Origin of the sequence: Pseudomonas putida (assembly GCA_041071465.1) — a bacterium.
Classification (GTDB): domain Bacteria; phylum Pseudomonadota; class Gammaproteobacteria; order Pseudomonadales; family Pseudomonadaceae; genus Aquipseudomonas; species Aquipseudomonas putida_P.
The window spans coordinates 4768453-4787916 of record CP163498.1 but is presented as its reverse complement, the minus strand read 5'-3'; the positions used below and the strand labels follow the sequence as shown (position 1 = coordinate 4787916).

Annotated in this window: 20 protein-coding genes and 2 pseudogenes; 12 read left to right on the top strand and 10 right to left on the bottom strand. The window is 62.8% G+C overall.

The genetic code is table 11. The features are described from left to right. Positions 1-18: 18 nt before the first annotated feature. Together AB5975_22115 and AB5975_22110 are read right to left on the bottom strand one after the other, a co-directional pair. Positions 19-912, bottom strand: a complete 894-nt coding sequence (locus tag AB5975_22115; protein XDR19218.1) for a DUF2950 domain-containing protein — start codon at positions 910-912, stop codon at positions 19-21. Beyond that, positions 909-2379: pseudogene (locus tag AB5975_22110) on the bottom strand (DUF3300 domain-containing protein). The gene AB5975_22115 and the pseudogene AB5975_22110 overlap by 4 nt, the downstream one beginning before the upstream one ends. Positions 2380-2643: 264 nt before the next feature. Between AB5975_22110 and AB5975_22105 the strand changes: the two are divergent. Continuing rightward, complete coding sequence (locus AB5975_22105) at positions 2644-2859, top strand: hypothetical protein (protein ID XDR23010.1); 216 nt, start codon at positions 2644-2646, stop codon at positions 2857-2859. Positions 2860-2870: 11 nt separating this feature from the next. Here AB5975_22105 and AB5975_22100 read toward each other — a convergent pair whose 3' ends face one another. After that, positions 2871-3530 carry a hypothetical protein gene (locus AB5975_22100; protein ID XDR19217.1) on the bottom strand — a complete coding sequence of 220 codons (660 nt, stop codon included), beginning with the start codon at positions 3528-3530 and terminating at the stop codon, positions 2871-2873. A 130-nt stretch (positions 3531-3660) separates the two neighbouring features. On the opposite strand from AB5975_22100, the gene AB5975_22095 reads away from it, so the two are divergent. After that, complete coding sequence (locus AB5975_22095; protein XDR19216.1) at positions 3661-3912, top strand: hypothetical protein; 252 nt, start codon at positions 3661-3663, stop codon at positions 3910-3912. Between the two features lie 81 nt (positions 3913-3993). Further along, on the top strand, positions 3994-4713 hold the full coding sequence (locus tag AB5975_22090) for a TorF family putative porin (protein XDR19215.1): 720 nt from the start codon (positions 3994-3996) through the stop codon (positions 4711-4713). Here the strand turns inward: AB5975_22090 and AB5975_22085 are convergent. After that, positions 4710-5581 (bottom strand): annotated as a pseudogene (locus AB5975_22085) (DMT family transporter). The gene AB5975_22090 and the pseudogene AB5975_22085 sit on opposite strands and share 4 nt — an antisense overlap. A 109-nt stretch (positions 5582-5690) precedes the next feature. Beyond that, the gene (locus AB5975_22080; GenBank protein XDR19214.1) at positions 5691-6101 is read right to left on the bottom strand and encodes a RidA family protein; all 411 of its coding nucleotides are present in this window, start codon (positions 6099-6101) and stop codon (positions 5691-5693) included. Positions 6102-6290: 189 nt separating this feature from the next. On the opposite strand from AB5975_22080, the gene AB5975_22075 reads away from it, so the two are divergent. After that, positions 6291-6617 carry a hypothetical protein gene (locus AB5975_22075; protein XDR19213.1) on the top strand — a complete coding sequence of 109 codons (327 nt, stop codon included), beginning with the start codon at positions 6291-6293 and terminating at the stop codon, positions 6615-6617. Between the two features lie 44 nt (positions 6618-6661). Here AB5975_22075 and AB5975_22070 read toward each other — a convergent pair whose 3' ends face one another. After that, positions 6662-6874: a PLDc N-terminal domain-containing protein gene (locus AB5975_22070; GenBank protein ID XDR19212.1), complete on the bottom strand. Its 213-nt coding sequence runs from the start codon at positions 6872-6874 to the stop codon at positions 6662-6664. Between the two features lie 221 nt (positions 6875-7095). Here AB5975_22070 and AB5975_22065 point away from each other — a divergent pair, with 221 nt between their 5' ends. Next, positions 7096-8103 carry a GlxA family transcriptional regulator gene (locus tag AB5975_22065; GenBank protein ID XDR19211.1) on the top strand — a complete coding sequence of 336 codons (1008 nt, stop codon included), beginning with the start codon at positions 7096-7098 and terminating at the stop codon, positions 8101-8103. A gap of 7 nt (positions 8104-8110) precedes the next feature. On the opposite strand, the gene AB5975_22060 is transcribed toward AB5975_22065, so the two are convergent. Next, positions 8111-8782: a TetR/AcrR family transcriptional regulator gene (locus AB5975_22060; GenBank protein ID XDR19210.1), complete on the bottom strand. Its 672-nt coding sequence runs from the start codon at positions 8780-8782 to the stop codon at positions 8111-8113. Between the two features lie 171 nt (positions 8783-8953). On the opposite strand from AB5975_22060, the gene AB5975_22055 reads away from it, so the two are divergent. After that, positions 8954-9838 carry a DMT family transporter gene (locus tag AB5975_22055; protein XDR19209.1) on the top strand — a complete coding sequence of 295 codons (885 nt, stop codon included), beginning with the start codon at positions 8954-8956 and terminating at the stop codon, positions 9836-9838. 7 nt (positions 9839-9845) lie between these two features. Here AB5975_22055 and AB5975_22050 read toward each other — a convergent pair whose 3' ends face one another. Further along, a complete protein-coding gene (locus AB5975_22050; protein XDR19208.1) occupies positions 9846-10730 on the bottom strand; it encodes a hypothetical protein in 885 nt (294 codons plus the stop codon). A 197-nt stretch (positions 10731-10927) separates the two neighbouring features. Here AB5975_22050 and AB5975_22045 point away from each other — a divergent pair, with 197 nt between their 5' ends. The 4 genes from AB5975_22045 (at position 10928) to AB5975_22030 (ending at position 14949) form a co-directional block, all read left to right on the top strand. Further along, positions 10928-11908 carry an aliphatic sulfonate ABC transporter substrate-binding protein gene (locus AB5975_22045; GenBank protein ID XDR19207.1) on the top strand — a complete coding sequence of 327 codons (981 nt, stop codon included), beginning with the start codon at positions 10928-10930 and terminating at the stop codon, positions 11906-11908. Positions 11909-11924: 16 nt separating this feature from the next. Then, positions 11925-13316, top strand: a complete 1392-nt coding sequence (locus AB5975_22040) for an LLM class flavin-dependent oxidoreductase (GenBank protein XDR19206.1) — start codon at positions 11925-11927, stop codon at positions 13314-13316. A 106-nt stretch (positions 13317-13422) separates the two neighbouring features. Next, positions 13423-14259, top strand: a complete 837-nt coding sequence (locus tag AB5975_22035) for a bifunctional allantoicase/(S)-ureidoglycine aminohydrolase (protein ID XDR19205.1) — start codon at positions 13423-13425, stop codon at positions 14257-14259. 90 nt (positions 14260-14349) lie between these two features. Next, a complete protein-coding gene (locus AB5975_22030) occupies positions 14350-14949 on the top strand; it encodes an START domain-containing protein (protein XDR19204.1) in 600 nt (199 codons plus the stop codon). A 35-nt stretch (positions 14950-14984) separates the two neighbouring features. Here the strand turns inward: AB5975_22030 and AB5975_22025 are convergent, their stop codons facing one another. Together AB5975_22025 and AB5975_22020 are read right to left on the bottom strand one after the other, a co-directional pair. Continuing rightward, entirely contained in the window at positions 14985-16403 is a 1419-nt protein-coding gene (locus AB5975_22025) for an amino acid permease (GenBank protein XDR19203.1), read from the bottom strand. Positions 16404-16746: 343 nt separating this feature from the next. Further along, positions 16747-17169 carry an Lrp/AsnC family transcriptional regulator gene (locus tag AB5975_22020; GenBank protein XDR19202.1) on the bottom strand — a complete coding sequence of 141 codons (423 nt, stop codon included), beginning with the start codon at positions 17167-17169 and terminating at the stop codon, positions 16747-16749. A 183-nt stretch (positions 17170-17352) separates the two neighbouring features. Between AB5975_22020 and AB5975_22015 the strand changes: the two genes are divergently transcribed. Beyond that, positions 17353-18405, top strand: a complete 1053-nt coding sequence (locus tag AB5975_22015) for an ornithine cyclodeaminase (GenBank protein ID XDR19201.1) — start codon at positions 17353-17355, stop codon at positions 18403-18405. Positions 18406-18431: 26 nt separating this feature from the next. Further along, the gene (gene ctlX / locus AB5975_22010) at positions 18432-19394 is read left to right on the top strand and encodes a citrulline utilization hydrolase CtlX (GenBank protein ID XDR19200.1); all 963 of its coding nucleotides are present in this window, start codon (positions 18432-18434) and stop codon (positions 19392-19394) included. The last annotated feature ends 70 nt before the right edge of the window (positions 19395-19464 follow it).

Below are 19464 nucleotides of genomic sequence, written 5' to 3'. Positions count from 1 at the left end.
CGTGCTGCAGGAACAGGATCAATCCCCCGCCGGCACATCCACCACCTTCCAGCTGTCATCCGGGTCGAAGCGTTTCATCTCCTTGGCCAGCCTGTCACCGTGCGGCCCGAGGTCTTTCTCGAACACCTGGCCGTCATGGCTGATCATGAAGCTCATCACCCCGGTGTCGTCGTACTTGGCCGGCCAGGCGACCATGGCGAAGCCACGGCTCATCTGGTTGCCGATAAGGTAGCTGTAGGCGCCGCCAGGGGCGGATGGGCCTTGTGCGTCGAGGATGCGGAAGTGATAGCCATACCAGTCATCACCGATCACATCCTGGCCGAACAGCGGCCCCAGCGGGCTGACCTGGCCATCGCCGTCGTCATCCCAGTACAAACCGTCATGCTTGCCGGGCTCGCTGAAGATTTTCTGTGCGTACTCCAGCGCACCGTTGCCGTTATGGTCCTGGGTCGCGTAGTCCATTTGCGCATCGTGATAGGCCAGCAGCGACTGCAGCACGCCGAGCTCGTTGCGACCGATGCGCCGGGCGCGGATTTCGGCGCTGCCGGCCTTGAGGTCGAAGCGCCAGCCTTGGCTGCTTTTGGTCAACGGAATGGGCAAGGTCCAGTGATCGCTGCCCACCGCCAGGATGGCCTTGCCCTCGCCTGCCATGTCGATACTGTGCTGCGCACGGTACTGCTCCAGAAAGGTGTCCACGTCGCTGCGTTGCACTCCGCCGCGCGGGATGTAGGTGCGCCAGTCGTCGCCCAGCAACTGGGTCAGCCGGGCCTCATCAGCTTTCTCCGTGCCCAGCGCCGCGACAAAGGATTCAACGGCTTTCTCTGGGGTCGGGAAAGCGTCCTGGGCAGCGGCCAGGGATGCGCAGGCCAAGCCCACTGTAAGCAGCATTGCCGCCAGTGCTGGACGTTTCATCGACGACCTCCTCCGCCACGACGAGCGGGTGCACTGGGCCGAGAGATCTGGTGCCCGGCTGCACGCGATGCACTGGGCCGCTGGGCAAACGCCTGGCTGGTGCGACCACGGTTGGCCTGCGCATTGGTGCGCGATGGCGAGCGTACGCCATCGAAGGCGTTGTTACGGGCACGCCCTGCGGTATTCACAGGACGATTCTGACCGACTTGCCGCGCTTGCCCTTGCCGGCGTTGATCCATCTGGTTGTTCTGCTGCCGGCCCTGAGTGTTGCGTGCCTGCTGTTGACGGTCGGCAACCCTCGGATTGTCGCCACGGGGCTGTACACGGTTGCCCAATGCATTGCCCGACTTCGCTTCACGCATTTGTTGGCGTGCCTGAATGTTGCTGGTGGCTGGGCGTTCGATACCCGCTCGGTCCATGGAGGCACGCGCCTTGTCACGCGCCTGGGCACGTTGTGCGTCATCACCGCGAAATGCGCTGCGCTGGGTGGCACCGTCCAACTGGCGGCCGTACTGCTGACGGCTGCGCGCGTCGCGGTAAGGCACACCGTCACGGTTGACGGCATTGTGCTGCCATTTGTTCTGGTTGTTGGTGATGCGATTGTTGCCGTTGATTGTTGTTGTAGCGGTTGACGTCGATGTCGATGTCATTGTTACCCCAGTCACAGTCGCCCCACAACGAGGCGACGATCGCAACGCCAGTACCGAAGGCCAGGCCTGCCACCAGTGCGGAGCCGGGGTAGTACATCGGTGGTGGTGGGTAGTACACCGGCGGTGAGGCCGGGTAGGCCCAGGTGCCATAGGTGGTGGTCGGGTTGTAGCTGGGGACGTACACCACTTGTGGGTCGGCCGGCTCGATGACGATGGTGGTGGGCGGCGCGCTGGCGGTGACCACCTGGGTGCCGCCGGAAGCGGGTGCGGGTGCAGGGGCCGCTGCAGGGGCCGTGGTGGTTTGCACGGTCACATTCTGGTACTGGTTGCTTTGCAGGTTGCCGGCAGCCTGCGCCTGGTGACGCAAACGCTGCACGCTGCCCATGACATCGTCGGGCTGGGCGAGGAAGGCATCACCCAGGCGCTGTACCCAGACCGGGTCCTGGCCAAGGGTCGCCAGCACCTGCGGGAATGCCACCAAGGCTTGTACGCTCGGGTCCCAGGGCTGCTTGGCTACTTGCTTGACCGCCTCGTCGCCGGTGGCCTTGGGGTTGGCCTTGGACCAGGTCACCGCTTCACTGATCTGCCCTGGGTAGGTCGATGCCATCAAAACCTGGGCCAACAGCGGATCGGGGTACAGCGCGATGGGCGCGGTCATCTGATCGAGTTGTTCCTGGCTGAAGACTGGGTCCTTGGCTGCGGCCGCGGCGCCCGGGGGCGCAGGGTCCGGTGCGGGTACGTCTTCAGCCAGCGCCAGGCCGGGCGCGGCGGTCAGGCACAAGAGTGCCGACAGGACAGCAAACAATAGCGTGCGCATCGCTAATCCCCATGAGGTCAGACCGCGTGGAATAAGGGTAGCAATGGCGGTGGGTTTGGCCAGATGCGAGGGTGCAAACTTTTCGTGCTCTAAGGGTGGGCGTGGTTGCTGCCTTTGAATCTATAGGGTGGCGTGGATGGCATCTGTAATAGACCTGTACCGGCCTTTCGCGGGCTTGCCCGCGAAGAGGCCGGTACAGGCCAGCAAAAGAGGACAAGACAGGAGCCCATCTCGGTGAACACGTCCCGCTTCATCGTCGTCATCATGTTGGCGGCACTGTGCAGTACGGCCTGGGCTGCCACCGACCGCGCCGAGCGTCGGCGTGAAGCCCGTGATGTACGCCAGGAAACTCGGCAGGATGCGCGCCAGACCAAACAAGACTGCCGCCACGCCGACCAGAGGAGCAACGCCGGTTGCCGACAGGACAAACGCCACACCAAACAGCAAGGCCGCGAACGTGCCCGTGACATCAAATACTGACCGGGCGTTGCTCAACCGCCCAGGGCAATGATCGCCAGGATCAGTGACGTTCCGACAGCCACCAGCACCACGCCGGTCAACTGGGTGCGGCCACCGGAATAGCGCGCCAGCAGCCAGCCCGCCAGGTACAACATGGCCAAGGCAACCAAGTTCGATACGCGGATGGCTGTGCCAGTGGTGTCGATCAGCAGGAATGGGATAACCAACGGGAACGTCGCCAGCACCACCAGCAGGAATGTCCCCAGCGCAGCCTTGAAATCATCCAGGCACAGGCGCGCCGGCATCGGGCGGGCGGCATCACGTTGCATCTGGCGACGTAGCACCTCCAACCCTTCGTCATCCAGTGCCAGGCCGATGCGTTCTGGCAGTGCATCAGCAATCAGCCTGCGCCCCTGGCCATCCTCAGCGGCCTGCAGGCGCGCCAGCAAAGTACGTGCGCGGGTGCGCTCGGTCCAGGTGCGCATCAGGTAGATGACCGCATCGGCCAGGCCCCAGGCCAGGTTGCAGCCAAGCGCAGCGACCAGCATCAGCCGAGCGTCTTCGCGCCCTGCCGTGGCCACGCTGAGCGAGCCGATGAAGGTCATAGCCATCAGCAGGCCAAAGATGACTTCGGTAATCCGGTCGATTGGCTCCAGCACACCCCATTTACGCGGTTGTTCGCCTTGCCCCATCACGCCCTCCCGGCCCCTCAGGAACCATCGATAGTCACTATCGAGAATGGCAATTTCTACCGAACGCCGTGGCCACATAACCTAGCGCTATCGACCCGCCGCCCACGACCCCATTCCCTGGAGCTACCTGATGATTATCCTGGCTCGCCTGCTGTCCGCCGCCCTTGCCGTGCTTGCCATCGCCATCAGCAGCGGGTGTGCCAGCCACCCTGAACAGCGCCCGTACACGGCAGAAGAAACCCGCCAGCTGCAGCTGGAGGCACTGCAGCGCCGCAGCCTGTCCCTGGACGAATATGAGCGGCAACGCCGGATGATCCAGCGAGCCGACAACCTGCCTGTGATGACCGAAGCCGCTGACGCTGACCGCTCGACCAAAGGCTGAACAGGCCAGCCAACGGTTCCATCCCTCCCCCTGCGCAGGTATCCTCTACCGCTCAACCGCAAGCCTTCCAGGACGGAGACCATGATCAGGCCCCTTCTGTTGCTGAGTGCTGCAGTGCTTTTCAGCCCCGTGTTGCTGGCCCAGCAGATGAAACGCCAACTGGGCGATTTCGACTTCACACTCGGCACCACGCCTTCGCGCAGCATGGCGCAAGGGCTTATCTCACCCAGCGCCGTCGGCGCATTCCACGGTGGCCTCGATTTCAGCCACACCAGTGGCTGGTACCTGGGCCAGTACGCCCCAAGCATGGGCGTCACCCCCAATTCGACCCTGCGTCTGGACAGCTACCTGGGCTACAAGCATCAGTTTGACAGCAGCCTGGGCTACGAAGTGGGGTTGATCCATTATAGTCAGCCAAACATCGCAGGCCCCGACAGTTACGCCCTGTACGGGGGTATCTCGGTGCTGGGCAGCCGCTTCGGCGGGGCGCTGCGTGACAACCCCGACAACCGCACTGGCACGTTGTTCGCCGACTTCGGCCAACTGCCATTGTTCGACGCAGACTTCACCGTCAAGCTCGCCCACCACCGCCTGGGCACGCCCTTTACCATTGGCGATGGCAGCCAGGTGAATGCCTTTTCCGATTGGTCGTTGGAGCTGTCGCGGCCCTGGCTAGGCATTGACCTCAACTTGATCTACAGCAACTCCAGCCTCAGTGGCGGCGGCTGTGATGCGTACTCGGGCATCAACACCTATTGCGACAGCATGGTCACCCTCAAGGCGCAGCGCAGCTTCTTTTAACGACGCGGTGCCAGCGCCAGGGCAATACCGCCCAGGACCACCACGCAGGCGATCAGCAAGCGCAACGACAACGGCTCACCGATCAGGGCGACCCCACCCAGTGCGGCAATCACCGGCACGCTAAGCTGCAGGGTCGCCGCCTGTTGCGCGCTGACCTGCCTGACCACGCCATACCAAACGGCGTAGCCGGCGCCAGAAGCCAGCACACCGGAGCCCAGGGCATACAACAAGCCAAGTGGCGTAAGGTGCGGGCCGGCGCTCAGCAACAGCATCGGTAGCAGCAGCACCAGGCAAGGCAGGCTGCGAGAAAAATTGCCGGCGGTGTCGGCCAGCGGCCTGGGCGAGCCTTTGCCCAGCAGCGTATACACGCCCAGGCCACGCCGGACAAGGCCATCAGCAAGGCACTGGCCAACGGCGGCGCCGAGGCACCGGGCAAAAGAAGCACCAGCAGGCCGGCAAAGGCGATCAGCATGCCCAGCAGCATGCGCACCGTGATGTGTTCACCCTTGTACCAGGCAAAGCCGAACATGGTGATCTGCACTGCACCGAACAGCAACAATGCGCCCGCGCCTGCCCCCAATTGCAGATACGCCGCAGAAAACAGGAACGCGTACAGGAACAGGGCCAGGCCGCCCCGCCAACTGCCACCCATGGCCTGCGCCGGCCTGCGCAGGCGGATCAGCAACAACAGAAACAACGCACCACTGGTCAGGCGCACCACGGTGAAGGATGCCGGGTCGATGGCCCCGTCTTTCAGCGCCAGCCGGCAAAACACCGAGTTGGCAGCGAAAGCCACCAGGCTGAACAGTGCAGGCCAAAGCCAGGCCCTGGCCTTGCGGTGGGCAAGCGTGGTGGTGCCGGTGCTCATGGTGTGGTCACCTCTGAGTAAACATTGTTGTCATGGCGGCAATGCTGAAAGGGCCAGCACCGATATACAACAAAGTGATTCCTGGGCGCCACCGGTGAATCGCCCGGCGCTACAGCACAGCTACGGCCTCGATCTCGACCAACATGGCATCCAGCGCCAGCCGGGGCACCGGTATCAGCGTGCAGGTCGGTTTCATGTGCGGGCCCCAGGCCTTGTCGGCCTCGGCCACCCATTGGCGCAGGCGCGCTTCGGAATGCTCGACAATCAGCAGGGTCAACTTGAACACCTGCGCCAGGCTGGCACCTTTCGACGCCAGGGCCAGCTCCAGGTTGGCCAGTGCCTGGCGGGCCTGTTCGGCGAACAATGGCGACAACTGGCCGTTGCTGTCCTCTCCACCCTGGCCGGCGATGAACAGCAGACGGCTGTCGGCGCGCACTTCGGCGACATGGGAATAGGCGTTGCCACTGGGGTCGTACAGGCCTTCGGGGTTGCTTAGCTGGAATGCACTTGATGGGGTCACGACACGCCCTCGCTTGGTTGAAAGAGTGGCGCAGTATCAGACCTTGAGTTAACTCGAGGTCAAGCACAGAGTAGGACGTTTCGCACAAGGCAATGTGCTGCTTGAACCACGCGTCTGTTTGCGCACTGGCGGCCCGGTAGTAGATTGCAGGACCCGGCATGGAGGCCTGTCCATAACAAGGAAATGCTCATGAGCAAGTATGATTTTCAGCTGGCCTATACCATCAAACCGCACAACGCTGCCCACGATGAAGCCGACGCCGCGCAAGCGCGCCTGCACCTGCGCGTGAAGCTCGGCCTGGACACCGTCGAGCATATCGAAACCACTTTGCTCGGGGTCATCACCCTCAAAAGCGCCACTGTCGCAGACCGCAAGCGGGAAGCTGAGAAGCTGCTTCACGATTACATCCATGACGCGCTCAAACAGTTGCGCGTTCTGTCCACCGTAGAATTCTACGGCTGCCTGATGGTGGACGGGTTGGGCCCGGCCGTACGCTTCGACATCCTGCCCAGATGAACCTCGACGGCATCAGGCGCCCCCGCGCCTGATGCCGAGTACCGTCATTTCTCCTGCAGTACCGCCCTGCCTTTCACCGCCCGCGGCCCGCGCCAGGCCCAGAACAGCAACCCGGGGAATGGTGCGTAGACCACGAACACAATCCACAGCATCTTGCGTTCGGCGCGCCGCTCACTGCCGATGATGTGCCAGATGGCCCAGATCTCCAGCAGGATGACCAGGGCCGCGATGATGAGCCAGATCGTACCGATTTCCATGAGCGCTCTCCCAATTGGCATGTTATGGATTGGGTTGCTGCAAGCGCTGAGGGTTCAGATTGATTTTCCCGCCTCAAGGGCCCTCACGCAGTTGCAACCACTGCGCCAGGCTAGACCGGTTGCCTGAACACGACCTGCAATGCGACACAGCCACCGGGGAGATTGTCTTTCCTCCGGGCACCGTCCACACTCTGCGGGCCAGCCAGGAAGCGGAGTCCAGAGTGCCCACGCCACGCCAGTTCAGCAAGAAGACCAGCACCAGCAACATGCTGCGGCTCAAAACCAGCAGCGCCAGTGCCCAGGCTCCCTATCGGGTCGACTTCGTCCTGCTCGAACACTTCTCGATGGCCAGTTTCACCGTGGCCATGGACGTGCTGGTCACAGCCAACCTGTTGCGCGCCGACAGCTTCCAGTTCACCCCGCTGTCGCTGGACGGCGACCGCGTGCTCAGCGACCTGGGGCTGGAACTGGTGGCCACCGAGCTGTCCGCCGAAGCGTTGCGGGAGCTGGACCTGTTGGTGATCTGTGGCGGCTTGCGCACACCGCTGAAGTACCCGGAACTCGACCGCCTGCTGGACGACTGCGCCACCCACGGCATGGCCCTGGGCGGCTTGTGGAACGGTGCCTGGTTTCTTGGCCGCGCCGGGGTGCTGGACGACTATGGCTGCAGCATCCACCCCGAACAGCGCGCCAGCCTGTCCGAACGCAGCCCGCAAACACGTATTACCCCGGCAAGCTTCACCCTCGACCGCGATCGCCTGAGCGCCGCCAGCCCCAACGGCGCCATGGAGCTGATGCTGGGCCTGGTGCGCCGGCTGTATGGTGACGGCCTGGCCGAAGGCGTGGAGGAAATCCTGTCGTTCTCCGGTGCGCGCTACCGCCAGGTTGGCCCGGGGGCGAAGAAGTCCATGAGCCTGCACCTGCGTACCATCGTCGAACTCATGGAAAACAACCTTGAGGAAACCCTCAGCCTCGACCAACTGGCGGCCTACAGCGGGCGCTCGCGGCGGCAGATCGACCGGCTGTTCCAGGCCCAGCTTGGCACGTCGCCACGGCGTTACTACATGGAACTGCGCATCACCAAAAGCCGCCGCCTGCTGCAGTACTCCGACCTGTCGGTGATGGACGTGGCAGTGGCCTGCGGCTTTGTTTCGGTGTCGCACTTCAGCAAGTGCTATGCGGCGTACTTTGGTTACCCGCCGTCACGTGAGCAGCGGCTGGGCGAGTGAGCGGCGTTCAGGCGCGGATGTACCGCAATACGGCGTCACAGATCATGGCCTTGTGGCGCTGCTTGACCTGGTCATCAGACAGATCGATCTGGAAGATCTCGCCAAAGGTGTGGCGGTTCGACACCCGATAGAAACAGAACGAGCTCATCAGCATGTGCAGGTCGATAACCTCGATGCCGGTGCGGAACACGCCTTCCTGCACGCCACGATGCAGGGTGTTGCCCAAGGCTTCGAGCACCAGGCTGCTCATTTCGCGAATGGCCGGCGACTGCTTGACGTATTCCCCGTAGTGGATGTTTTCGGTGCAGATGATGCGCACGAAATCGACATTGCGGTCGTGGTGATCGAAGGTGAACTCCACCAGCCGGCGTATCGCCTGCTCAGCCGGTAACGACTCCAGGTCCAGGCTCTGCTCGGTCTTGCGAATATCCCCGTACAGCTTCACCAGGCACTCGCAGTACAGCTGCTCCTTGCTGCCGAAGTAGTAGTAGATCATGCGCTTGGAGGTAGCGGTACGCTCGGCGATGGCGTCCACGCGTGCGCCGGCCAGCCCTTGCTGGACGAACTCGTTGATGGCGGCCTGGAGGATGTCCTCGCGGGTTTTCTCGGGGTTGTTCTTGCGCGTTTTGCGCCCCCCTTCGGTTTCAGGCTGGCCGAGACTGACTACGGAATCACTCATACCCACTCACAGGCTATTTATTGGAATGTGGGGGGATTATCCGCGAGCGCGGCCACGCAGGGAAGCACGCTGTTGGTCGGGTAGCCATAACGCATTGTGGCTGGCGGGCCTTGATATCGCGCCCCGCAACCCGCTAGCCTGCCTGCCCTTGCCGTGGATGGACCCTGCCTCATGCACCCGCGCGACCTCGCCGCCTACCTGTTCCTGGCCATCGCCTGGGGCTTTTCTTTCCTGGTGCTGCTCAAGGTGGTGCATGCCTTTGGCTGGGTGGGCGCGGTCAGCCTACGGGCACTGATTGCCAGCGGCACCCTGGCGACCCTTGCCGCCCTGTTGGGCCGCAGGCTGCGCCTGCGCTCGCTGCTGGTACCCTTGCTGGTGGTGGGCGCGACCACGGTGGCCGGGCAACTGATCGGCATGTCATACGCCACCCCACGTATTGGTACGGCCATGGCGGCCATTTTTGTCGCCACCATTCCGCTGTTTTCTATGCTGATCGGGCGGGTGTGGGGGCTGGAGAAAATCACCCCGCAAGGCCTGGCCGGGCTGCTGCTGGGTATTGTCGGCATCGTCATACTGGTCGGTTTTCCGGCCCGCCCTGTAGATGACGATTTCATCCACGGCTGCATCGCTTCGCTGCTAGGCGCCATCAGCGCCGCCTACGGCAGCGATTACGCCAGCCTGCACCTGCGCGGCCAGGACCCGTGGACAGTCACCGGCGGCGCGTTCCTGGCTGGCGGGCTGCTGACCCTGCCGCTGCTGCTGGTAGTACCGGTGCCCAGCGTGCCACAGGCGGGCGATTGGCTTTACCTGCTGATTAGCGGCGCAGTGATGAGCGCTACCACCTATGTACTGTATTTTGGCCTGGTAGCCCGCATCGGCGCGACCCGCGCCATCAGCGTGGAGTTCGTGGTCACGCTGGTAGCGGTATTGGTCGGCGCGCTGTTTCTCGATGAAGCCCTCAGCCTGTTGCAGGCAGCAGGTGGCCTGATAATTCTGCTTGGCTGCATGCTGGTGCTGGGCCTGCTGCCAAGGCGCAAGCAGCGGCTGCCCAGCTAGTGCGGGGTCAGTCGCGCTGGGCGGTGTCGCGCGTCGGTGGCGGGGTCAGGTGCAGCACGCGATTGCGCCCGCCCTCGGCGAGCAAGTAGCCGCCCTTGCCGTCTGCCACGATCGACTGCGGCGCCTTGAGGAAGGTCAGCATGGTGTGCTGGACGCCGTCAGCGTCGATGAGCAACAAGCGCGCGCGGTGCGTGTTGTCCTCGCTGATCCACAGGCCACGTTGGTCACAGTACAAGAACGTAGGGTTACGCAGGCCGTCGACCACTACTGGGTCGCGGCCATCGTCGGACAGGGCGCGGACCTTGCCATTGGCCTTTTCGGTATACAGCAGGCGGCCATCACTGCAACGGGTAAGGCCTTCGGTTTCGGTCAGGCCGGAACGCAGCACATCGAGCTGGCCGCTGTTCCAGTCATAGCGCATCAGGCGGCCGTTGCCCTTGCGGTCTTCGATAGCGAACAGATGGTCGCCGTCGTTCCACAGGCCTTGCACGCTCTCGCCATCGAACAGGTGGGTTACCTGGCCATCGCGAGACAGGCTGACGGGAGCCTGACCACCTTCCTGGCTGAACACCCAACCGCCCTGCGCCGCCACCATGCCATCAGGCTTGGACAGGTTGTCGATCACCACCACGCGATCACCGCTAGCGGTGATCTTGAGGATGCTGCCCCGGCCGTCGTCCAGCTCACGGCTGACCAGCAAGCTGCCATCGGCTTGTGGCAGCAACGAGGCGGCCTTGGTCACGTCGCGATGCAACACCTCGACATCCCAACCGGAAGCGGCCTGAACCGGGTAGAAACTTTGCCAGGCGAAGAAGCCCAGGGTGGCCACGAGCAGGCCAGTGGTGGCAGTCAAGGCGATGCGGGTGCTGCGCTTGCGCAGGATGTGCGGCATGTAGGGCTCCTCGGGATTGCTGGGGATCCTAGCAAGCGAATGTGAAAAAAATGTCGAAACCCACCGTACAGTTACAAAACAAAAGGATATAAAAATAACAAAACAATCTAACAAACTGGAATATATAAATTGAAAGCCTAACGCCGGCTCCTTAGTCTGGATGCATCGCCTCTCAGCCGATTCAAGGAACTATGCCCATGCCCGCCCGCACCTTCTCTCCCCTACGCCGTCTGCTGATCGGCGGATTGCTGGCCAGTGTCGCCAGCGCCTTGCTGCCCTGGTCCGAAGCCATTGCCGATGACGCCAAGACCCTGCGCATCGGTTACCAGAAGTTCAACAGCATCAACATCCTCAAAGGCAGCGGCGCGCTGGAGAAGGCCCTGGCACCGCAAGGCGTGAACGTGAGCTGGCACGAGTTTGCCGCCGGCCCGCAGTTGCTCGAAGCGCTGAGCACTGGCGCCATCGACCTCGGCCACGCTGCCGACGCCCCGTCGGTATTCGCCCAAGCCGCAGGCAAGCCGGTGGTGTACCTGGCTGCCGAACAACCGTATCCACGCGGCATCGGCCTGGTGGTGCGCGAGCAGGACCACCTGGCCAGCGTGCAGGACCTCAAAGGCAAGCGCGTGGCTACCGGCCGTGGCTGGAATGCCCAGTACCTGCTGGCCGTCGCGCTGGAACAAGCGGGCCTCAGCTATCAGGACATCACCCCCGCCTACGTCAACAATGCCGCCGATGCCGTGGCCGCGCTGCAATCGGGCAGTGTCCAGGCGGTGACCCTGTGGGACCCGTTCCTCGCCGCCGCAGAAAGCCAACCAGGGCTGAAAAACCTGCGCGACGGCAGCGGCCTGTCCAACAACCGCACCTTCTACCTGTCCACCGCCAGCTATGCCGACCAGCACCGTGCGCTGCTGAAGACCTTCTTTACCGAACTGGGCAAGGTCAGCCAGTGGGCCAACGCCAAGCCAGCCGAAGTCGCCGCGCTGCTGGCTCCGCAGCTGGGTATCAGCGCCAACGTGTTGGAAGTGGCCAGCGAACGGCGCAACTACAACGCCGTGGCCATTACCCCGCAGATCGTTGCCGAACAACAGAAGCTGGCCGATACCTTCCAGGGCCTAGGCCTGATTCCACGCAAGCTGCAGGTGGCCGATGCGGTCTACCCGGCTTCCGTGTTGCCTTGAGCGGAGCGCGCCGACCATGCCTCGCCCGATCCGCTTCAACGCCTTCAGCATGAACGCTGCCAGCCACCAATCCCCCGGCCTGTGGCGCCACCCACGCAACACCAGCGTGGCGTTCAACCGCCTGAACTACTGGACCGACCTGGCCCGCCTGCTTGAACGGGGCCTGTTCGACGCACTCTTCATTGCCGATGTGCTGGGCATCTACGACGTTTACCAGGGCGGCCCTGAAGCCGCCCTGCGCGGCGGCGTGCAGGTGCCGGTCAACGACCCGCTACTGCTGGTGCCGGCGATGGCCGGCGTTACCGAACACCTGGGTTTCGGTGTCACCTTCTCGTTGACCTACGAGCACCCTTACCCCTTCGCCCGGCGCATGTCCACGCTCGATCACCTGAGCAATGGCCGGGTCGGCTGGAACATCGTCACCGGCTACCTGGACAGCGCCGCCCGCAACCTGGGCCTGGCGCGTCAACTGGGCCACGACCAACGCTACGACCTGGCCGAGGAATACCTGCAGGTGTTGTACAAACTGTGGGAAAAAAGCTGGGACGACGATGCCGTGCTGCTGGAACGCGACAGTGGGCGCTATATCGAACCCTCGCGGGTACACCCCATCAACCATGTGGGCGAGCATTTTCAGGTGCCCGGCATGCACCTGTGCCAGCCGTCGCCGCAGCGCACGCCGGTGCTGTTCCAGGCCGGGGCTTCGGCACGCGGCCAGCAGTTTGCCGCACGGCATGCCGAATGCGTGTTCATCAGCGGCCCAACGCCCACGGTGTTGCGCCGCTACGCCGACGGCATTCGCCAGGCCAGCGAGGCAGCTGGGCGTGGCCGTGACGAAGTGCTGATATACGCCCAGGCGCTATTGATCGTCGCCCCCACGAGGGAGCAAGCCGAGGCTCGCTTCGCCGAATACCGGCGCTATGTCGACCTGGACGCCGCCCTGGCACTGTTGTCGGGCTGGACCGGTATCGACTTTGCGGGCCTCGACCCCGACGCGCCGATCGAATACGTCGAAAACGACGCTGGCCGCGCTGCCTTGGCGGCCTTTACGGCAGCCGACCCTGGCCGCCGCTGGACCGTACGCGAGGCCGCCGAGTTCGTTGGCCTGGGGGGCCGAGGCCCGGTGTTGGTGGGTGCCGCCAGCGAGGTGGCCGACCAGCTGGAAAGCTGGCTGGACCAGACCGGCATCGATGGTTTCAACCTGACGTACGCCGTGCAACCGGACGACCTGGCCAATGTGGTCGAGCTATTGGTGCCCGAGCTGCAGCGCCGCGGCCGCTACCCGCTGAACTACACCGAAGGTACCTTGCGCCACAAACTGTTCGGCCAAGGCGACCAGTTACCGGAACAGCATGTTGGGCGTCAGGTAGACATTCAGCAACCAAATACCGGGTATTCCAACATTTAATTTGTGGATGGCGCGCGCTCGACCCTATTCTGTCGCCACATCCCCTGCGCCGCACCGGCCGGTGCGGTTCAAGGCACGGGGAGAGAACAACAAGTCGAGATCGTCCATGTCGAACCATTCGTACTTCGCCCCCCACGGTGGGCACCCGGCTCAAACCGAGCTGCTGACTGACCGTGCCATGTTCACCGAAGCCTACGCTGTCATCCCTAAAGGCGTGATGCGTGACATCGTCACCAGCCACCTGCCGTTCTGGGACAAGATGCGCATGTGGGTCATCGCCCGCCCGCTGACCGGCTTTGCCGAAACCTTCTCCCAGTACATCGTCGAGCTGGCCCCGGAAGGCGGCAGCGAGCGCCCTGAGCTGGACCCGAACGCGGAAGCCGTGGTGTTCATCGTAGAGGGCGAACTGGACATCACCGTCGAAGGCAAGCACCACACCCTGGTACCAGGCGGCTACGCCTTCCTGGCCCCGGGCGCCGAATGGAGCCTGCGCAACAACAGCAAGTCCAACGTCACCTTCCACTGGCTGCGCAAGCACTACCAGAAAGTTGAAGGCCTGGACGTACCAGAATCCTTCGTCACCCACCGTGACAACGCCACCGTCATCGAGATGCCGGGCACCGAAGGCCGCTGGAAAACCACCCGTTTCGTCGACATGGCCGACATGCGCCACGACATGCACGTGAACATCGTCACCTTCCAGCCGGGCGGCGTGATCCCGTTCGCTGAAACCCACGTGATGGAACACGGCCTGTACGTGCTGGAAGGCAAGGCGGTGTATCGCCTGAACCAGGACTGGGTCGAAGTGGAAGCTGGCGACTTCATGTGGCTGCGCGCCTTCTGCCCGCAAGCCTGCTACGCCGGCGGCCCAGGCAACTTCAGCTACTTGCTGTACAAGGACGTGAACCGTCACGTACACCTGACACTGAACCCTAAGCGCTAAGCCCAGGCTGATGCCCGCAAGCCCGCCAACCTGGCGGGCTTTCTGTTTGCCGCGCATACTCAAACACCCATCCCTCGCGCGGTACCAGCCATGAACCGCTGCCTGCTGCTCGCCGCCCTGCTGCTGTGCACCTCTGCCCTGGCTGCCGATGACTGGAACCTGGCCTACGATCGCGAAGGCATTCGCGTGTACCTGAGCGCCGCAGCGGATTCGCCCTACCAGCAATTTCGTGGCGTGAGCACCATGAAAGCCAGCGTACGTACCCTTACCGACCTGCAAGAGAACCTGCGCGTAGCCTGCAAATGGCTGTACGCCTGTGACCAGATGCGTTTGCTGGACGTGGACGGCGCCAATACCTGGGTGTACCTGACCACCAACCTGCCCTGGCCGACGATGCCGCGGGACATCGTGCTGAAGGTGACCAGCGAACGCCTGGACGACGGCACCCTGCTGCGGCACCTGAGTGCCGAGCCCGACAGGATCCCCAAGGTGGACGGGCTGATCCGCGTGCAGCACCTGAGCGGCGAGTGGCGGATGAAGCCGCTGGGTGAGCGCGAAACCGAAGTGACGTATCAGTTGCAAGCCGACCCGGCCGGGGACGTGCCGGGCTGGCTTGCCAATCGGTTCGTGGTGGATGCGCCAGTGGTGACGTTGCGTACGTTGCGGGCGGTGGCTGAGCGCCAGCCTTGAGGTGTGGGCAGCCCTGCGCTTTACGGCCGCGAACGCTAGGCGGCGGTAGCTGCCTGTGGCCGCATACATGCCTTGGCCCGGCGCCGGTAGGACAGCAGCAGGCCCGCGTACCACAACGGCATCACGTACAACGCCGTGCGGGTGTCCGGTTCCAGGGCCAGCAGGCACAGCACGAAGATCAGGAACAGCTGCGCCAGCGCAGCGGTGGCCTTGCCACCTGGCAGCTTGAACCTGGACCGCTCATGGGCCTGCGGATTCTGCCGACGGTAAGCGAAGTAGGACAGCAGGATCAGTGACCAGGTAACGATGATCATCACTGCGGAGATGGTCGACACCAGGGTAAACACGGTCATCACTTCTGGAATCACGAACAGCAGCGTCAAGGCAATCGCCATGCACACCCCCGAGAACACCAGCGCCCGCACGGGCGTACCCGAGCCGGACAGCCGCCCGAACGCCACAGGCGCCTGCTGCTGATGTGACAGGCCGTAGAGCATCCGCGAGCCCGAGTAGACACCGCTGTTGGCCGACGACGCAGCCGACGTCAGCACCACGAAGTTGATGATGCCAGCGGCTGCGGGCAACCCGCCAAGCAGGAACAGTTCAACGAATGGGCTGCGGTTGGCCGGCACATTGGCCCAGGAGACCACACTGATGATGCACACCAGCGAACAGATGTAGAACAACAGGATGCGCACGGGGATGGTGTTGATTGCCTTGGGCAGGGTCTTCTCCGGGTCTTTGGCCTCCGCCGCTGCGGTGCCGATCAGCTCGGTGCCGACAAAGGAGAAGATGGCGATCTGAAACCCGGCGAGAAAGCCCAGGATGCCATGTGGCATGACCACGCCCGGTGCTACCAGGTGGCTGAACGAGGCGGTTACCCCTGCCGGCGAAGTGTAGGAGGTCGCGACCATTACCAGGCCGGTCACCACCAACAGCACGATGGCGACGATCTTGATCAGGCCAAACCAGAACTCCACTTCGCCAAAGGCCTTCACCGCCAGCATGTTCAGCCCCAGCAGCAGGAACATGGTACCGAAGGCCGGTAGCCAGGTGGGCACATCGGGGTACCAGTACTGCACGAACCCCGCGACCACCACCACGTCACCCACCGCTGCCACGACCCAGCTGAGCCAGTACGACCAGCTGAGAATGTAACCGGCCCGTGGGCCCAGGTAGTTGTGCACCAGGTCGGCGAACGATTCCATCTGCAGGTTGGCCAGCAGCATCTCGCCCATGGCGCGCATGATGCAGAACACGAAAAAACCGATGATGGCGTAGACGAGGATGATCGAGGTGCCAGACAGCGCAATGATCTTGCCCGAACCCATGAACAGGCCGGTACCAATCGCACCACTGATGGAAATGAGCTGTATGTGCCGGTTTTCCAGCCGCCGTTTGAGCACACGGCTTTCTTCTGGAACTGCGCTTTGCGCGTTGCACGTTGGTTGCATAGTTGACCTCTTATTCTTTTTTTGTAAAACCCCGCCGCCCCGCGCCGCACCATTTAATTGGTACTAAAGTGCAGGTTCTCGCCATTCAAGTCAGTCGAAACGTGGGTATTAACTCAGATGAAAAAACAGTGCCCGGTGCAACTTCGCAGCGGGTGTATTTGTTTTATTGAAACGCACCCAAGTGGCGCGTCCGATACAGTCCCGCGAAAGCCGTTTCATTCTGCCAGCGGCCCCGGTCAAGCGGAACGCTACAGAATGCACACCACCATCGGGATTTTGTGCAGTGTGAAAAGCCCGGGTGACAGTTTGCACAATGCACCTGCCAGAAGGCTTGACCCGGCAGTCACATCTTGTAGGTCGAAAGCAGAATGCTGGTCTCGGTGTTTTCGATGTGTGGTATCGAGCGAATGGTGTTCAACGCCCGGTCGAAGGCCTCGAGGGTGTCGGCGCGCAGTTCGGCCATCAGGTCCCAGCGGCCATTGGTGGTATGGATGGCCACCACGTTGGGGTGCCCGCGCAGCGCGTGCTTGACCTCTGCGGCGTGGTGGCCGCTGATACCGATGCTGGTGATTGCGCGCACGCCCTGCTCCAGCGCATCGGAGCGCAGGCGTACCGTGTAGCCGATGATCACGCCCTGCTCTTCGAGCCGGGTAATACGGTTTTGCACGGTTGCCCGTGCCACCTTGAGCTTCTTTGCCAGGGTCAGCACGGGGGTGCGTGCATTGTCCCGCAACAGTGCAATCAGTTCCCGATCAATAGTGTCCATAGGCCTGCCAAATAATCAGATTGCTACTTTGGGGTGGCAGATTGTCTAGAAAGTTGACAAAACTGGCAACCTGCATTCTTCCGATTGACGCAACCTTTCATCAAAATGTTCACGCCACTTCAACAATCTCAAGCGTGTACCCGGAAGTACAGGGGTGACCGCGCAATAACAAGGTGCAAGAGCATGACGTATTTCATTGATGTTCCAACCATGTCGGACTTGGTACATGACATTGGCGTAGCGCCCTTCATTGGTGAACTGGCGGCAGCCATTCGCGAAGACTTCAAACGCTGGCAGGAGTTTGACAAGTCTGCGCGAGTTGCCAGCCATTCGGAAGTGGGTGTAATTGAACTGATGCCGGTCGCCGACAACAGCCGCTATGCCTTCAAATACGTCAACGGCCACCCGGCCAACACGGCCCGCGACCTGCATACGGTCATGGCCTTCGGCGTGCTGGCCGATGTCGACACCGGTTACCCGGTGCTGCTGTCCGAGCTGACCATCGCCACCGCCCTGCGCACCGCTGCGACTTCGCTGATGGCAGCCCAGGCACTGGCCCGGCCCAACTCGCGCAAGATGGCGTTGATTGGCAACGGCGCACAAAGCGAGTTCCAGGCACTGGCCTTCCACAAGCACCTGGGCATCGAAGAAATCGTAGCCTACGACACCGACCCGCTGGCCACCGCCAAGCTGATCGCCAACCTCAAGGAATACAGTGGCCTGACCATCCGCCGGGCCGGCTCGGTGGCCGAAGCGGTGAAAGGCGTGGACATCATCACCACGGTGACCGCCGACAAGGCCTACGCCACCATCATCACCCCCGACATGCTCGAACCCGGCATGCACCTGAACGCTGTGGGTGGTGACTGCCCAGGCAAGACCGAGCTGCACGCCGATGTACTGCGCAAGGCCCGAGTGTTCGTCGAGTACGAACCGCAAACCCGTGTCGAAGGTGACATCCAGCAGTTGCCGGCAGACTTCCCGGTGATCGATTTGTGGCGCGTGCTGCGCGGTGAAAGCGAGGGCCGCCAAAGCGTCAGCCAAGTCACCGTGTTCGATTCGGTGGGCTTCGCCCTGGAAGACTACACCGTACTACGGTACGTACTACAGCAAGCTGAAAAGCGCGCCATGGGCGCGAAGATCGACCTGGTGCCATGGGTAGAAGACGACCCGAAAGACCTGTTCAGCCATACCCGCGGCCGCGCGGGCAAAAGCCGCATCCGACGCGTTGCCTGACCCTGCTCCCAACCCGGTATTCCCACATGGCATTTCCAACGCGTTCGATTCAAGCACCTGCAGCCGTGGTCATGGTCCGGCCACATGCCTTCACCCCCAACCCAGAGACCGCAGCCGACAACTCGTTTCAACGCAGCCACCCGAGCCTCGCCGCACAAGCGCTGGCCGAGGTGGCACGTGATGAAGTCACCCAGGCCGTCGGTCGCCTTGAGGCCGAAGGCGTACGGGTACACCTGTTCGATGACTTCGGCGAACTCAATACCCCTGACTCGGTATTCCCCAACAACTGGTTCTCCACCCACCCCGGAGGGCACATCGCGATCTACTCGATGTACTCGCGCAACCGCCGCCGCGAGCGGCGCACCGATGTGATCGAAATGCTCAAGCATGAGTACCGCGTACAGGATGTCATCGACTATTCAGGGCTGGAGCAGGACGAACTGTTCCTCGAAGGGACCGGCGCCATGGTGTTCGACCACCTGTCACGGGTGGCCTACACCGCGCGTTCCAACCGCGCCGACCCGATTGCTCTCGAACGTTTCAGCACACACTTCAACTTTGAACCGATGGTGTTCGACACGGCCGATGAACAAGGCACGCCGATCTACCACACCAATGTGCTGATGTGCGTGGCGACCGAGTTTGCCCTGGTAGGCTTCGGCACCTTCACCAACAAGGCGCGAGCCGAGGAAGTGCGCATGCGCCTGATTGAATCGGGGCGCGATGTGATCGACCTGAGCAACCAGCAAATCAGCCAGTTTGCCGGCAATGCCATCGAACTGTCCGGGCGTGACGGGCGCATTCTGGCGCTGTCACGCAAGGCCTTCGACAGCCTGAACGCCGAGCAACGCCAACGCATCGAACGCTCGGCGCGGCTGGTGCCACTGGACGTGCCGACCATCGAGATGGCCGGCGGCTCGGTGCGCTGCATGATTGCCGGCATTCACCTGTCGCCCCGCCTGGCTGCGGCGTACACCTGCGCCGGATGACTCGCGGCCTTGGTGCTGGTTGACGCGGTCGGTGTAGGAGCGGCCCTGTGTCGCGAAAGGGCCGCCACGC